The organism is Pseudomonas sp. GW823-FHT06B06 (assembly GCF_058795195.1).
On the sequence record NZ_JBXAHO010000008.1, the window covers coordinates 122,482 to 136,809 of the forward strand.

A 14,328-nucleotide genomic window follows, 5' to 3' on the forward strand; every position below is an offset into this window, starting at 1 on the left:
AGGCTCCCGCTTGCTAACCTGATAGGTGTTACATGGCAGGCGCAAAAGAGATTCGCAGTAAGATTGCGAGCATCAAAAGCACGCAAAAAATTACCAGCGCCATGGAAAAAGTGGCGGTCAGCAAAATGCGCAAGGCACAAATGCGCATGGCTGCTAGCCGTCCTTATGCGGAGCGCATCCGCCAGGTTATTGGGCATCTGGCCAACGCCAACCCGGAATACCGCCACCCGTTCATGATCGACCGCGAAATCAAGCGTGTTGGTTATGTCGTAGTGAGCAGTGACCGTGGTCTGTGCGGTGGCTTGAACACCAACCTGTTCAAGGCCCTGGTCAAGGACATGGCGGTAAACCGCGAGAAAGGCGTCGAGATTGATCTGTGTGTAGTGGGTAGCAAGGGTGCGGCCTTTTTCCGCAACTTCGGCGGCAACGTCGTAGCAGCTATCAGCCACCTGGGTGAAGAGCCGTCGATCAACGACTTGATCGGTAGCGTCAAAGTGATGCTGGATGCCTACCTGGACGGCCGTATTGACCGCCTGTCCGTGGTTTCCAACAAGTTCATCAACACCATGACGCAACAGCCTACCGTGGAGCAATTGATTCCACTGGTGGCAACCCCGGATCAGGACCTCAAGCACCACTGGGACTATCTCTACGAACCGGATGCCAAAGAGCTGCTTGACGGCTTGATGGTCCGCTACGTTGAGTCGCAAGTCTACCAGGCGGTGGTCGAGAACAACGCGGCTGAACAAGCTGCGCGGATGATCGCGATGAAGAACGCTACCGACAACGCCGGTGATTTGATCAGCGATTTGCAGCTGGTCTACAACAAGGCGCGTCAGGCTGCGATCACCCAAGAGATCTCGGAAATCGTCGGCGGCGCTGCCGCGGTTTAACGGTTCAAATATTCAGAGGATCCAGCTATGAGTAGCGGACGTATCGTTCAAATCATCGGCGCCGTTATCGACGTGGAATTTCCACGCGACAGCGTACCGAGCATCTACAACGCGCTGAAAGTAGTGAGCGCGGCTGAAACCACCCTGGAAGTTCAGCAGCAGCTGGGCGACGGCGTGGTTCGTACCATTGCGATGGGTTCCACCGAGGGCTTGAAGCGCGGTCTGGAAGTGACCGACTCTGGCGCAGCCATCTCCGTACCGGTCGGTAAAGCGACCCTGGGCCGGATCATGGACGTACTGGGCAACCCGATCGACGAAGCTGGCCCAATCGCCACCGACGAGCGTTGGGGTATCCACCGTGCAGCGCCTTCGTTCGCTGAACAAGCAGGCGGCAACGACCTGCTGGAAACCGGCATCAAGGTTATCGACCTGGTTTGCCCGTTCGCCAAGGGTGGTAAAGTTGGTCTGTTCGGTGGTGCCGGTGTAGGCAAAACCGTAAACATGATGGAACTGATCCGTAACATCGCCATCGAGCACAGCGGTTATTCCGTGTTCGCCGGTGTGGGTGAGCGTACTCGTGAGGGTAACGACTTCTACCACGAGATGAAGGACTCCAACGTTCTGGACAAAGTGGCACTGGTTTACGGTCAGATGAACGAGCCGCCGGGTAACCGTCTGCGCGTAGCACTGACCGGCCTGACCATGGCCGAGAAGTTCCGTGACGAAGGTAACGACGTTCTGCTGTTCGTCGACAACATCTATCGTTACACCCTGGCCGGTACTGAAGTATCCGCACTGCTGGGCCGTATGCCTTCGGCAGTAGGTTACCAGCCGACCCTGGCTGAAGAGATGGGCGTTCTGCAAGAACGTATCACTTCGACCAAGGAAGGTTCGATCACTTCGATCCAAGCGGTATACGTACCTGCGGACGACTTGACCGACCCGTCGCCAGCGACCACCTTCGCCCACTTGGACGCCACCGTCGTTCTGTCCCGTGACATCGCTTCCCTGGGTATCTACCCAGCGGTAGACCCACTGGACTCGACTTCGCGCCAGCTGGACCCGAACGTTATCGGCCAGGACCACTACGACACCGCTCGCGGCGTCCAGTACGTTCTGCAGCGTTACAAAGAACTGAAGGACATCATTGCGATCCTGGGTATGGACGAGCTGTCGGAAGCCGACAAGCAGTTGGTAAACCGTGCTCGTAAGATCCAGCGTTTCTTGTCGCAGCCGTTCTTCGTGGCTGAAGTCTTCACCGGTGCATCGGGTAAATACGTTTCCCTGAAAGACACCATTGCTGGCTTCAAAGGCATCCTCAACGGTGACTACGACCACCTGCCAGAACAAGCGTTCTACATGGTTGGCGGCATCGAAGAAGCGATCGAGAAAGCCAAGAAACTGTAATCCCGGCGCCCGGAAACGGGCGCTAATTTAGGTTGAGGCAATCAGATGGCTATGACAGTCCATTGCGATATCGTCAGCGCGGAAGGGGAAATCTTTTCCGGTCTGGTCGAGATGGTGATTGCGCACGGTGCACTGGGTGATCTTGGTATCGCCCTGGGTCACGCGCCGCTGATCACTAATCTGAAGCCAGGTCCGATCCGCCTGGTCAAGCAGGGCGGGGAAGAGGAGGTGTACTACATCTCCGGTGGTTTCCTCGAGGTTCAGCCGAACATGGTCAAGGTTCTTGCCGACACCGTGCAACGTGCTGCCGACCTGGACGAAGCTTCCGCTCAGGAAGCCGTCAAGGCTGCCGAAAAGGCCTTGCATGAGCGGGGCGCGGAGTTCGATTACGGTTCCGCTGCCGCACGTCTGGCCGAGGCCGCAGCCCAGCTGCGTACCGTCCAGCAGATCCGCAAGAAGTTCGGCCACTAAGGCAGCGCTTGTTGTGTGATTGATTAAAAAGGGTAGCCTCGGCTACCCTTTTTTATTTTCCCGATATTCATCACGTTGGTCGCAGCCGCTGACCACCCAGGATTGGTAGCCAGTCATGTCTCTTGAAATCGTTATCCTCGCTGCTGGGCAGGGCACCCGCATGCGTTCGGCCCTGCCAAAGGTCTTGCACCCGATTGCCGGCAATTCCATGCTCGGCCATGTTATCCACAGCGCCCGACAACTTGATCCACAGCGCATTCACGTGGTGATTGGCCATGGTGCCGATGTGGTACGCGAGCGCTTGGCCGCTGACGATCTGAACTTCGTCCTCCAGGACAAACAATTGGGTACCGGTCATGCCGTGGCCCAGGCCGTTCCTTTCATCAAGTCCGACACCGTGCTGGTGCTTTACGGTGATGTGCCCTTGATTGAAATCGAAACCCTGCAGCGTTTGCTCAAGCTGGTAATGCCTGGGCAGATGGGCCTGCTTACCGTCGAACTGGATGACGCAACCGGTTACGGCCGCATCGTTCGCGGCAATGATGGAAAGGTCTCTGCCATCGTCGAGCACAAGGACGCCAACGAAGCCCAGCGCGCCATCAAGGAAGGCAATACCGGGATCCTCGCGGTTCCGGCCGATCGCCTGGCCGACTGGACGGGTCGCCTGTCGAACAACAACGCGCAGGGCGAGTACTACTTGACCGACGTGATTGAAATGGCAGTCCGCGACGGTCTGGTGGTGGCCACCGAACAGCCCCACGACGCCATGGAAGTGCAGGGCGCCAACGACCGCAAGCAGCTTTCCGATCTTGAGCGTCATTATCAGCTGCGCGCCGGCCGTCGCTTGATGGCTCAAGGCGTGACCCTGCGCGACCCGGCCCGTTTCGATGTCCGGGGTGATATCAGTGTGGGTCGCGACGTGCTGATCGATATCAATGTGATCCTCGAAGGTAACGTCGTCATTGAAGACGACGTGGTCATTGGCCCGAACTGCGTGATCAAGGACAGCACCTTGCGTAAAGGCGTCGTGATCAAGGCCAACAGCCATATCGAAGGGGCGATTCTCGGTGAAGGCAGCGATGCCGGTCCGTTCGCGCGTTTGCGTCCAGGCACTGTGCTCGAAGCGCGGGCGCATGTGGGTAACTTTGTCGAGTTGAAAAATGCTCACCTGGGCGAAGGTGCCAAGGCTGGCCATTTGACCTACCTTGGCGATGCCGAAGTGGGCGCACGCACCAACATCGGTGCGGGCACCATTACCTGTAACTACGATGGCGCCAACAAGTGGAAAACGGTGCTGGGCGAAGACGTGTTCATCGGTTCCAACAACTCGTTGGTGGCACCTGTGGATATCTTGTCTGGTGCGACTACGGCTGCCGGTTCGACTATTACCTCTACTGTGGATAAAGCGCAGTTGGCAGTAGCCCGTGCTCGCCAGAAGAACATCGACGGTTGGAAGCGACCAGAGAAGCTCAAGAAGAGCTAAGTTATCCACACCTCGGTGTTTTTTGGAAGTTATTCACAGCAAAATGGCTGTTAATAATATTAACCGGCTGGCCTCGCTTACTTCAGGGGGCTTGCTGTTAATTATTTTATCCACAGAGTCTTTTGATCGATCCGCGCTTGACGAAATTTCCTCGATAGGTTTTGATTGCTTCCGTTATCTTTCGAATCGAAACTTATCAAGTCATGTCGAAGCGCAACACACCTCAACGGCGCCACAACATCCTGGCCTTGCTCAACGAGCAGGGCGAAGTCAGTGTGGATGAATTGGCAAAGCGCTTCGAAACCTCTGAAGTTACGATTCGCAAGGATCTGGCCGCACTTGAAAGCAACGGTCTGCTGCTACGTCGTTATGGCGGCGCCATCACCTTGCCTCAGGAATTAGTGGCCGACCTGAGTCAACCGGTCTCCAGGTACAAGCAGGCCATTGCCCGCGCAGCTGTTGCACGGATTCGCGAACACGCACGCATCATCATCGACAGCGGCAGCACCACCGCATCGATGATTCCGGAACTGGGGCAGCAACCGGGCCTCGTGGTGATGACCAACTCCCTTCACGTCGCCAATGCCTTGAGCGAACTCGAGCATGAGCCGGTGCTGTTGATGACCGGCGGCACCTGGGACCCGCATTCCGAGTCCTTTCAGGGGCAGGTCGCCGAGCAGGTACTACGCTCCTACGACTTCGATCAATTGTTCATCGGCGCCGATGGTATTGATCTGGTCCGCGGTACAACCACCTTCAACGAACTGCTGGGACTTAGCCGAGTGATGGCCGAAGTCGCCCGTGAAGTGGTCGTGATGGTGGAGGCCGACAAGATCGGCCGCAAGATTCCCAACCTGGAACTGCCCTGGAGCAGCATCCATACCCTCATTACCGATGATCGCCTGTCGCTCGAAGCGCGGGATCAGATTCAAGCCCGCGGTATCACTTTGATTTGCGCGGCTGTCAGTCAGGAGAAATAACATGTGTGGAATTGTCGGCGCAGTTGCAGAACGTAACATCACCGCCATCCTGGTCGAGGGCCTCAAGCGCCTGGAATACCGTGGGTATGACAGCGCCGGCGTGGCGGTGTACACCAACGATCAGAAGCTCGAGCGCGCGCGTCGCCCGGGCAAGGTCAGCGAACTCGAGCAGGCCTTGGCCGAAGAAGCACTGGTTGGTCGTCTGGGTATTGCCCACACTCGCTGGGCTACTCACGGTGCACCGTGCGAACGCAACGCGCATCCGCACTTCTCTGGCGATCTGGCCGTGGTGCACAACGGCATTATCGAAAACCATGAAGCCCTGCGTGAACAACTCAAGTCTCTGGGTTACGTTTTCACTTCAGACACTGACACCGAAGTCATCGCCCACCTGCTGAACCACAAACTCAAGGACCTTCCTGACCTGGCCGAGGCCCTCAAGGCAACAGTAAAGGAACTGCACGGTGCTTATGGCCTGGCAGTCATCAGCGCGAAGCAACCTGATCGCCTGGTGGCAGCCCGCAGTGGCAGCCCGCTGGTGATCGGCCTGGGCCTGGGTGAGAACTTCCTGGCGTCCGACCAATTGGCACTGCGTCAGGTGACTGACCGTTTCATGTACCTGGAAGAGGGTGATATCGCCGAAATTCGCCGCGACAGCGTGCAGATCTGGGATGTCAGCGGCAAGGCTGTCGAGCGTGAAACCGTGCAGTATCGAGATGGCGCCGAAGCGGCTGAAAAAGGTGAGTTCCGCCATTTCATGCTCAAGGAAATCCACGAGCAACCGTCCGTGGTGCAGCGCACCCTGGAAGGTCGTTTGAGCCCGAACGGCGTGCTGGTACAGGCTTTCGGTCCACAGGCCGCTGAACTGTTCGCCAAAGTGCGCAATGTGCAGATCGTTGCCTGCGGCACCAGCTATCACGCCGGCATGGTTGCGCGTTACTGGCTCGAAGAACTGGCCGGCATCCCCTGCCAAGTCGAAGTTGCCAGCGAGTTCCGCTACCGTAAAGTCGTGGTGCAACCCGACACCCTGTTCGTGACCATCTCTCAGTCCGGCGAAACCGCCGACACCCTGGCTGCGTTGCGCAATGCCAAGGAACTGGGTTTCCTCGCCAGCCTGGCGATCTGCAACGTCGGCATCAGCTCTCTGGTGCGTGAATCCGACCTGACCCTGCTGACCCAGGCAGGCCGCGAAATCGGCGTGGCGTCTACCAAAGCCTTCACTACGCAATTGGTGGGTCTGCTGTTACTGACCCTGTCCCTGGGCCAGGTTCACGGATCGTTGGCCAAAGGCGTTGAAGCGACACTGGTCGAAGAACTGCGTCGCTTGCCAACCCGCCTGGGTGAAGCGCTGGCGATGGACAGCACCGTGGAGAAAATTGCTGAACTGTTCGCCGAGAAGAACCACACCCTGTTCCTGGGGCGTGGCGCACAGTTCCCGGTCGCGATGGAAGGGGCCCTCAAGCTCAAGGAAATTTCCTACATCCACGCCGAAGCCTACCCGGCTGGCGAGCTGAAGCACGGCCCGCTGGCGCTTGTGGATAACGACATGCCAGTGGTGACCGTAGCGCCAAACAACGAGCTGCTGGAGAAACTGAAGTCCAACCTCCAGGAAGTCCGCGCCCGGGGTGGCCAACTGATCGTTTTCGCAGATGAGAAGGCTGGCATGACCAATGGTGAAGGCACGCACGTTGTGCACATGCCGCACATCCACGACATCCTGTCGCCAATCCTCTACACCATCCCGCTGCAGTTGCTGTCGTACTACGTGGCTGTGCTCAAAGGCACTGACGTCGATCAACCACGCAACCTGGCGAAATCGGTGACTGTGGAATAAGTTATCCACAGCTGATCGAACCTTAAAAAATCGCAGCCACTTGGTTGCGATTTTTTTTATCTGAATCGAGGACTCACCCATGGACCGCTTCCAGGAAATGCAGGTCTTCGCCGCCGTCGCCCAGGACCAGGGCTTTTCCGCAGCAGCGCGGCGTTTGGGTTTGTCCGCCGCCAGCGTTACCCGGGCGGTGGCGGCGTTGGAGAAGCGCATTGGCACGCAGTTGCTCACGCGCACTACGCGCAGTGTTTATTTGAGCGAGGCGGGGCAGCGATATCTGGAAGACTGTCGAAGAATTCTGGCTGAAGTGCAGGAAGCTGAGGATTCCGCGGCAGGCAGTCACGTCCAGCCCCGTGGGCATCTGACGATTACGGCGCCAGTTTTGTTCGGTGAGTTGTTCATCACTCCGCTGATGGTGAGTTTTCTCACGCAGTTTCCTGACGTGACGATCAATGCGCTGCTGGTGGATCGGGTGGTGAGTATCGTCGAGGAAGGGGTCGATGTGGCCATCCGCATCGGTGAGTTGCCTGACAGCAACCAGCATGCGATTCGGGTGGGCGAAGTGCGGCGAGTGATCTGTGCATCGCCGCAATTTCTGGGTATCCATGGTCGGCCAAAACATCCACAAGAACTGGCTCAGGCGCCGATTATTGCGACGTCCGCGATTGGACAGTTGAAGCACTGGCCCTTTCTCGAGCGAGGCGAGCCACTGAGTGTCCGGGTAGAACCGCGTCTGACAGTAACGGCGAATCAAGCAGCGATCACCGCGGCCGGGCTTGGACTGGGTTTTACCCGGGTTCTGTCCTATCAGTCGGCGAGCAAAGTGGCGGCAGGTGAGCTTGAAATTGTACTCGCGGATTTCGAAATGCCGCCTTTGCCCATCCATGTGCTTTATCAAGGCGGGCACAAGGCTGCGACGCGCGTTCGTAGTTTTGTCGACTTTACGGTGAAGGCACTCCGCGAGCATCTCGCTTTGCGGGACTGATGCTTTATTTCTCTGGGTGAAATAATTGATTGCGTTTGCTGGGTATTCTGTTGTTTTCGTGACTGGTAGAAGATGGCTGCCATCGGTGCTGATCTCTCCCCTGACAGCGCCACTGCCCAGCGGAGTCGACCATGCAAGCCATCAAACTCTACAACTTTCCACGTTCCGGCCACGCGCATCGTGTGGAACTGATGCTTTCGCTGCTGCAACTGCCGACCGAGCTGGTCCTCGTCGACCTGGCAAAGGGCGAGCATAAAAAGCCGGAGTTCCTGGCCATCAACGCTTTTGGCCAAGTGCCGGTGCTCGACGATCAAGGTGTGGTACTGGCGGATTCCAATGCGATTCTGGTCTACCTGGCGAAAAAATACGGTAAAGGTCGCTGGCTGCCAGACGATCCGGTCGGTGCCGCCAAAGTGCAGCGCTGGTTGTCGGTTGCTGCCGGGCCAATCGCCTTCGGGCCCGCCCGGGCACGGCTGATCACGGTATTTGGTGCACCGTACAATCCTGATGAAGTGATTCCTTACGCTCATAGCGTGCTCAAGGTGATCGATCAGGAACTGGCCAACACAGCTTTCCTGACCGGCAGCGAACCGACCATCGCCGATGTGTCTGCCTACAGTTACATCGCCCATGCACCGGAAGGCAACGTCTCGCTAGACGACTACGCCAACATCCGCGGCTGGTTGGCGAGGGTCGAAGCTTTGCCCGGTTTTATCGGCATGCCGCGCACTGTCGCCGGCCTGCAAAAAACTGCCTGATATTTTCGCCCGACTTCTGTCGGGCCCTTCACGCTGTGCCGATGGCGCAGGGGAGAAGCCGCAATGGATAATTCACCGTGGCATGCTGGCGAGAAAGAGTTGCAGGCTCATATCGGTGTCAGTGAAAGAATGGACGTACTCGGGCGCCGGGTGATTCGCGACCAGATGCCAGATCAACATCGCACCTTCTATCAGCAACTTCCGTTCATGTTGTACGGCGCGGTTGATGCTGATGGTCGTCCCTGGGCCAGTGTGCTTGAAGGTCAACCGGGTTTCTCACATTCCCCCGATCCAGGTTTATTGCAATTTAGCAGCTTGCCGGCTGCTGATGATCCTGCGCAACTGGGCGCGGGTTCGGCGATCGGTCTGTTGGGCATTGAACTGCACACCAGGCGTCGCAATCGCATTAATGGCCATATTGGCGCAATGACCACCAGCGGGTTTGCTGTGACGGTGGATCAGTCCTATGGTAATTGCCCGCAGTACATCCAATTGAGGCAGTTCCGCTCGGTGCCCCTGGCGGATCCGGCAACACGTCCCGCGCAGCAATTCAATGAATTGGATGACGCGGCCAAAGCCATGATTGCTGAGGCGGACACCTTTTTCGTCGCCAGTTACGTCGATGTCGATGGCGTACGGTCGGTGGATGTTTCACACCGTGGTGGACAGTCTGGTTTTGTCCGGGTGGAAGGGAACTGCCTGACCATCCCGGACTTTGCCGGCAACCTGTTTTTCAATACCTTGGGTAATCTGCGGGTCAATCCAAAAGCCGGTTTGCTGTTCATTGATTTCAATTCCGGTGATCTGCTACAGCTAAGTGGGCGCACCGAAATCATCCTTGAAGGCCCGCAGGTAGAGGCATTTCAAGGTGCTGAACGTTTGTGGATGTTCCACGTGGAACACGTTGTTCGTCGTCCCGCTGCCCTCGGTTTGCGCTGGCGCTTTGACGGTGTTTCGCCGACCAGTTTGCTCACGGGGACATGGGAGCAGGCCAAGGCGCGCTTGCAAGCCAAGACCTTGGGTGATCAATGGCGGCCGCTGCGGGTGGTGCGGATCGAAGCGGAAAGCCAACACATCCGTTCGATATATATGGAGCCAGCCGACGACGTCGGGTTGCCGTTGTTTCAAGCCGGGCAACATCTACCGCTGCGCTTCAACATTGATGGTGAAACCCATATCCGCACCTACAGCCTGTCGAGTGCGCCATCGGATGACTTTTTCCGTATCAGTGTGAAACGTGACGGTCGGGTGTCTTCGCACCTGCATGACCAGGTTCGCGTCGGTGACTTGTTGGAGGCAAGGGCACCCCAGGGGCATTTCACCGTTGCGCCCCATGAACGGCGGCCGCTGGTGTTATTGGCCGCTGGTGTGGGTATTACGCCACTGCTGTCGATGCTGCGTGAGGTGGTTTATCAAGGCTTGCGCACTCGACACATCCGGCCGACCTGGTTCTTCCAGAGTTCGCGCACCCTGGCCGATCAGCCATTTCGTCCCGAGGTGGATCGCTTGCTCGATCATGCCGGTGACGCGATCAGGGTGGTGCGTCTGCTCAGTCAACCGGAGCCGGAGGCACGGGAGGGCGAGGACTTCGATGTGACTGGGCGAATCGATGTCGCTCGGCTCTCGGAACTGCTCGAAGTCGAGGACTACGATCAGCTGGATTTTGTGCTTTGCGGCCCCGGCAGTTTTACCCAGGCGTTGTACGACGCCTTGCGCGAACTGGATATTCGCGATGCGCGGATTCACGCTGAAACCTTCGGTCCATCGACGTTGCGTCGTCGGCCTGACCCCGATGCCATCGTCATTGAGCAACCGCCAGCGGCTACCACCTCGGTGCCGGTGGTGTTCCAGCGCTCAGCCAAGGAAGCTCGCTGGCAACCGGATGGCGGCAGTCTGTTGGAGCTGGCGGAAAGTCGCGGATTGCACCCGGAATTCAGTTGCCGCGGCGGCTCCTGCGGCACCTGTAAGACACGGCTGATCAGCGGCCAGGTCAATTATCCACAGCTGCCAGCGGAGATACCGGATGAAGGTCAGGTGCTGATTTGTTGCGCAGTTCCGGCTCAAGGCACGCAGCCTTTGGTCCTGGATCTTTAACGGGTCAACTCGCGGGAGCCATTGCCCGACGGTCGTTGGCTGGGTAGGGTAGGTAGTACGAAAAAGGGCCGAAAAAAGGCCCTTTGTGCATTTCAGGGACAGGCGTTTTTTCATGGGTTTTCTCACTCGCGTGATCGTCTCGCTGACGGCGCTCGCGCTGCTTGGTGGTTGCGAGCAGCACGACGCACCGCCACTCGATCAGCAACTCTATGTGTGGCAACGCCAATGGACCCCGGCGCATGACGCTGCATTGCGGGAGAGTCGCGCCGACTTTTCCACCTTGCGGGTGCTGGCATTACAGGCCTTCCCTCAGGCGGGCTGGAGTCGCGCGCGGATTGATCCGGCGCTGCTCAAGCGCGATGGTCGGCGGCTGATTGCGGTGATTCGCCTTGATGGCCAGCTACAGTCGCTGGATCAGGATGAGGTCATGGAGCAGATCCAGCGCCTGATTAGCGATTGGCAGGGCAAGGGGCTGACACTCGCCGGGGTGGAAATCGACCACGATGCGGGCAACGCTCGGTTACCCGCCTATCGCGCGTTTCTGGCGCACCTGCGTTCTGCAATGCCAGCGCCCATGGCCTTAAGTATCACTGCATTGCCGGCATGGCTCGACAGTCCAGAGTTACCAGTGTTGTTATCCACCGTCGATAGCAGCGTGTTACAGGTTCATGCCGTGAGCGATCCCCGGCGCGGATTGTTCGATTCAGATCTCGCTAGCCAATGGGCAATGGCCTGGAGTCGTATCACCTCGAAACCCTTTTTCCTGGCCTTGCCGGCCTATGGCGTCGCGTTGTTGCCGAGTGTCGGTGGCGCTCCCATCGTGGAAAGCGAAGTAGCCATTGAGCGTAACGGCAAGCGCCGGGAGTTGTTGGCTGATCCACTGCAATTGAGCAAGCTTGCTGCGCGGTTGCGCGCAGACCCGCCGGCTCATATGGCCGGTTTGATCTGGTTTCGGCTGCCTTTGGCCAACGACCGTCGAGCCTGGAGCCTGGCGACCTTGCGCGCCGTGTCGCGTGGAGATGTCCTTGAGAGTCATCTGGCACTGAATCTTTCGGAGCACGAAGGCCTCTATGACATTGGTATCAGCAATGAGGGCAACCTCGACAATGCCTGGCCCGAGCGCGTGACGCTGGCGGTACAGGGTTGTGAGGGGGCCGATGCGCTGGCCGGTTATACGTTGCAACAAGAACCGAACCTGCTTACCTTCACCCGCCTGCGCGACGGCCGGATAGCGGCTGGCGGACAGCGCGCCATCGGTTGGGCACGCTGCGCAATCATTGATCAAGGAGCTTCGAATGTTCACCCGTAACTGGCCTCGTCACTTGCTTTGTCTGAGCCTTGGCCTGCCGTTGGCAGCCATGGCATGCGGGCCGGATTTCCCCATGCGGTTGCTGGACAATCGAGGTCAATCCCTTGCGGAATTACCGGAGGGCAATTTCAGTTTCGAGGTGAGCCGCCTCGGTCATGCGATTGCCGGTCTCAAGCCTGTTACGGCAGCCACCCTTGTCCCTGGCGCAGCCTATGGAGAAGCCTCCGCTCATGTTGAACAGCGGGATCAAGCCGAGCAGGTTGGTTTGACCCATGAACAGCAGGCACAGGTGAAACAGTTGCGTGGGCTCGCCGATGCCCGGCAGGTTGAAGTACAGGGTACGAACCTTCCCGCCGAGCTCAAGTTGTATCTGGCGGGCGCGGTAGCGTTCAATGCCGGCGATCAAACGCTGGCCGCCGAATACTTCCGCAAGGTGCTGGCGCTGCCCGCCGATCAACGGGCATTGCGCAGTACCTGGGCTGCCTACTCGCTGGGGCGGGCGTTGTTCGCCATGAGTTCGCAGGCCGACGCCGCCCCCAACCTGCTGGAACAATCGCGCAAGGCCTACGAACAAACCCGCCAACTGAGCATCGACGGCTTCAGTGATCCACTGGAACTGGGCGTCGCCAGTCTCGGTGAAGAGGCTCGCGTGGCCCGGGCGGCAGGTGACTGGAACGGGGCGATCGAACTTTATGCGACGCAGAACCTTCAGGGTTCGGCAGTGGGTTACACCTCGTTGAAGCTGTTGATGGCTGAACTGGCTTCGATGCCCGAGGATCAGTTGGCCGGGTTGCTCAAGGGCAAGCCTGTGCAGCAGCTGGTGACCGCCGCCTTGATCAGCCGACTGGGTTGGTCATTCGGTGATCAACCACCTAACGAGCAAAAACTGATCAAGCTGTTGCAGAGCAGTACGCGCGGCAGCCTCGACAATGCGGACCGCCTGGCCGCGTTGAATTATCAACAGGGCGATTTCAACAGCGCCAAGGCCTTTCTCGAGCGCGCTGGCGACGGCGGCCTGGCCTGGTGGCTTCGGGCCAAACTGGCGGTGCGCGATGGCGATAAAGCGGCGGCGGCTGCAGCGTATGCGAAGGCCGCCAAGGCTTTCCCGCAGAATGAATCTTGGGGTGATCGGAGAACGCCGGATTACGATTTCGAAACGCTGCAACCCAAATGCCGGGTCGAAGGCGAAAGCGCGATCCTGGCCCTGCAACGCGGGGATTATCTGCAGGCGTTCGACCAGTTGTACCGCAGCCAAGGCATCTATTGGTTGGACGCGGCCACTGTTGCCGAGCGTGTACTGACGTTGGATGAGCTCAAGCAGTACGTCGATACTCAGGTACCGGCACCGCCACCACTCAGCCAGCACGATGTGGACAACTACGTGCCTCTGCCGGTGGCGGCGAGCCTGCGCAATCTGCTTGGGCGGCGTTTGTTGCGCGAAGGACACTACGAGCAAGCGCCGGCTTATTTCGATAACGATGGCTTGCGCCACAAAGCCAGGCTGTACGGCCAGCAACGTATGGCGGCGGATTCGGCATGGTGGCCGACGCGACGCGCCGCGGCTCTGTTCAATGCCGCCTGGACCGCACGTGAATGGGGGATGGATATTCTCGGTTATGAAATGGCGCCGGACTACGCCACGTTCGGGGGCAACTTCAGCCTTGAGAGTGCTGAACTCAAGGTCGGGCCGCTAGTAGCCGAGGACGAAGTGAAGCGTCAGCGAGCCAGCGCCGCCCAACCCGATCAGCGCTACCACTATCGCTTCGTGGCGACGGCACTGGCCAGCCGTGCAGCCGACAATCTGCCGCACACCAGCCAGGCGTTCGCCGCTGTGCTGTGTGAAGCGGCCGGCTGGAACAGCAGCCTTGAAGAACAAAGTGCGCTCTACCAGCGATATGTCAAAGAGGGACCATTCGTGGAGTGGGCAGCGGATTTTGGCCATCAATGCCCGTATCCCGACTTTGAAAGTGCAGACAAGCGCTATGTCACACAGGCCACCGATGCTGCCCGCTCGGCCCTGCGACCGTACAAGACAGCTCTGCAGATGGGAGGCGTGTTGTTGGTCATGGCGGTGGCGCTGGTGCAGGTCAAGCGCCGTCGCCGCAAAGTGCAATAAG

11 protein-coding genes are annotated in these 14,328 nt (G+C 58.5%); all 11 read left to right on the plus strand.

Annotated elements, in window-relative coordinates:
- Positions 1–32 precede the first annotated feature (32 nt).
- The 11 genes from atpG (at position 33) to AC1Q8Q_RS09680 (ending at position 14,327) form a co-directional block, all read left to right on the plus strand.
- Positions 33–893: a F0F1 ATP synthase subunit gamma gene (gene atpG, locus AC1Q8Q_RS09630; RefSeq protein ID WP_008064595.1), complete on the plus strand. Its 861-nt coding sequence runs from the start codon at positions 33–35 to the stop codon at positions 891–893.
- A 27-nt stretch (positions 894–920) separates the two neighbouring features.
- On the plus strand, positions 921–2,300 hold the full coding sequence (gene atpD / locus AC1Q8Q_RS09635; RefSeq protein WP_020797984.1) for a F0F1 ATP synthase subunit beta: 1,380 nt from the start codon (positions 921–923) through the stop codon (positions 2,298–2,300).
- A gap of 45 nt (positions 2,301–2,345) precedes the next feature.
- A complete protein-coding gene (locus tag AC1Q8Q_RS09640) occupies positions 2,346–2,771 on the plus strand; it encodes a F0F1 ATP synthase subunit epsilon (protein ID WP_007969909.1) in 426 nt (141 codons plus the stop codon).
- A gap of 115 nt (positions 2,772–2,886) precedes the next feature.
- Positions 2,887–4,254 (plus strand): bifunctional UDP-N-acetylglucosamine diphosphorylase/glucosamine-1-phosphate N-acetyltransferase GlmU, encoded by a 1,368-nt coding sequence (gene glmU, locus AC1Q8Q_RS09645; RefSeq protein ID WP_168757023.1) that lies wholly within the window; start codon positions 2,887–2,889, stop codon positions 4,252–4,254.
- A gap of 203 nt (positions 4,255–4,457) precedes the next feature.
- Complete coding sequence (locus AC1Q8Q_RS09650; protein WP_020797982.1) at positions 4,458–5,234, plus strand: DeoR family transcriptional regulator; 777 nt, start codon at positions 4,458–4,460, stop codon at positions 5,232–5,234.
- Between the two features lies 1 nt (position 5,235).
- Entirely contained in the window at positions 5,236–7,068 is a 1,833-nt protein-coding gene (gene glmS, locus AC1Q8Q_RS09655) for a glutamine--fructose-6-phosphate transaminase (isomerizing) (protein WP_020797981.1), read from the plus strand.
- Between the two features lie 79 nt (positions 7,069–7,147).
- Positions 7,148–8,050 carry a LysR family transcriptional regulator gene (locus AC1Q8Q_RS09660; RefSeq protein WP_020797972.1) on the plus strand — a complete coding sequence of 301 codons (903 nt, stop codon included), beginning with the start codon at positions 7,148–7,150 and terminating at the stop codon, positions 8,048–8,050.
- Positions 8,051–8,181: 131 nt separating this feature from the next.
- Complete coding sequence (locus AC1Q8Q_RS09665; protein ID WP_168757022.1) at positions 8,182–8,808, plus strand: glutathione S-transferase family protein; 627 nt, start codon at positions 8,182–8,184, stop codon at positions 8,806–8,808.
- Between the two features lie 63 nt (positions 8,809–8,871).
- Positions 8,872–10,902: a 2Fe-2S iron-sulfur cluster-binding protein gene (locus AC1Q8Q_RS09670; RefSeq protein WP_492614995.1), complete on the plus strand. Its 2,031-nt coding sequence runs from the start codon at positions 8,872–8,874 to the stop codon at positions 10,900–10,902.
- A 112-nt stretch (positions 10,903–11,014) separates the two neighbouring features.
- A complete protein-coding gene (locus tag AC1Q8Q_RS09675) occupies positions 11,015–12,211 on the plus strand; it encodes a DUF3142 domain-containing protein (protein WP_492614996.1) in 1,197 nt (398 codons plus the stop codon).
- Positions 12,198–14,327, plus strand: a complete 2,130-nt coding sequence (locus AC1Q8Q_RS09680; protein WP_492614997.1) for a hypothetical protein — start codon at positions 12,198–12,200, stop codon at positions 14,325–14,327. Before AC1Q8Q_RS09675 ends, AC1Q8Q_RS09680 begins: the two co-directional genes overlap by 14 nt.
- Position 14,328 lies beyond the last annotated feature (1 nt).

Bases quoted from the DNA above. Each gene is read 5' to 3' on its own strand.
- atpG (WP_008064595.1), top strand. From the start codon at position 33: ATGGCAGGCGCAAAAGAGATTCGCAGTAAGATTGCGAGCATCAAAAGC.
- atpD (WP_020797984.1), top strand. From the start codon at position 921: ATGAGTAGCGGACGTATCGTTCAAATCATCGGCGCCGTTATCGACGTG.
- AC1Q8Q_RS09640 (WP_007969909.1), top strand. From the start codon at position 2,346: ATGGCTATGACAGTCCATTGCGATATCGTCAGCGCGGAAGGGGAAATC.
- glmU (WP_168757023.1), top strand. From the start codon at position 2,887: ATGTCTCTTGAAATCGTTATCCTCGCTGCTGGGCAGGGCACCCGCATG.
- AC1Q8Q_RS09650 (WP_020797982.1), top strand. From the start codon at position 4,458: ATGTCGAAGCGCAACACACCTCAACGGCGCCACAACATCCTGGCCTTG.
- glmS (WP_020797981.1), top strand. From the start codon at position 5,236: ATGTGTGGAATTGTCGGCGCAGTTGCAGAACGTAACATCACCGCCATC.
- AC1Q8Q_RS09660 (WP_020797972.1), top strand. From the start codon at position 7,148: ATGGACCGCTTCCAGGAAATGCAGGTCTTCGCCGCCGTCGCCCAGGAC.
- AC1Q8Q_RS09665 (WP_168757022.1), top strand. From the start codon at position 8,182: ATGCAAGCCATCAAACTCTACAACTTTCCACGTTCCGGCCACGCGCAT.
- AC1Q8Q_RS09670 (WP_492614995.1), top strand. From the start codon at position 8,872: ATGGATAATTCACCGTGGCATGCTGGCGAGAAAGAGTTGCAGGCTCAT.
- AC1Q8Q_RS09675 (WP_492614996.1), top strand. From the start codon at position 11,015: ATGGGTTTTCTCACTCGCGTGATCGTCTCGCTGACGGCGCTCGCGCTG.
- AC1Q8Q_RS09680 (WP_492614997.1), top strand. From the start codon at position 12,198: ATGTTCACCCGTAACTGGCCTCGTCACTTGCTTTGTCTGAGCCTTGGC.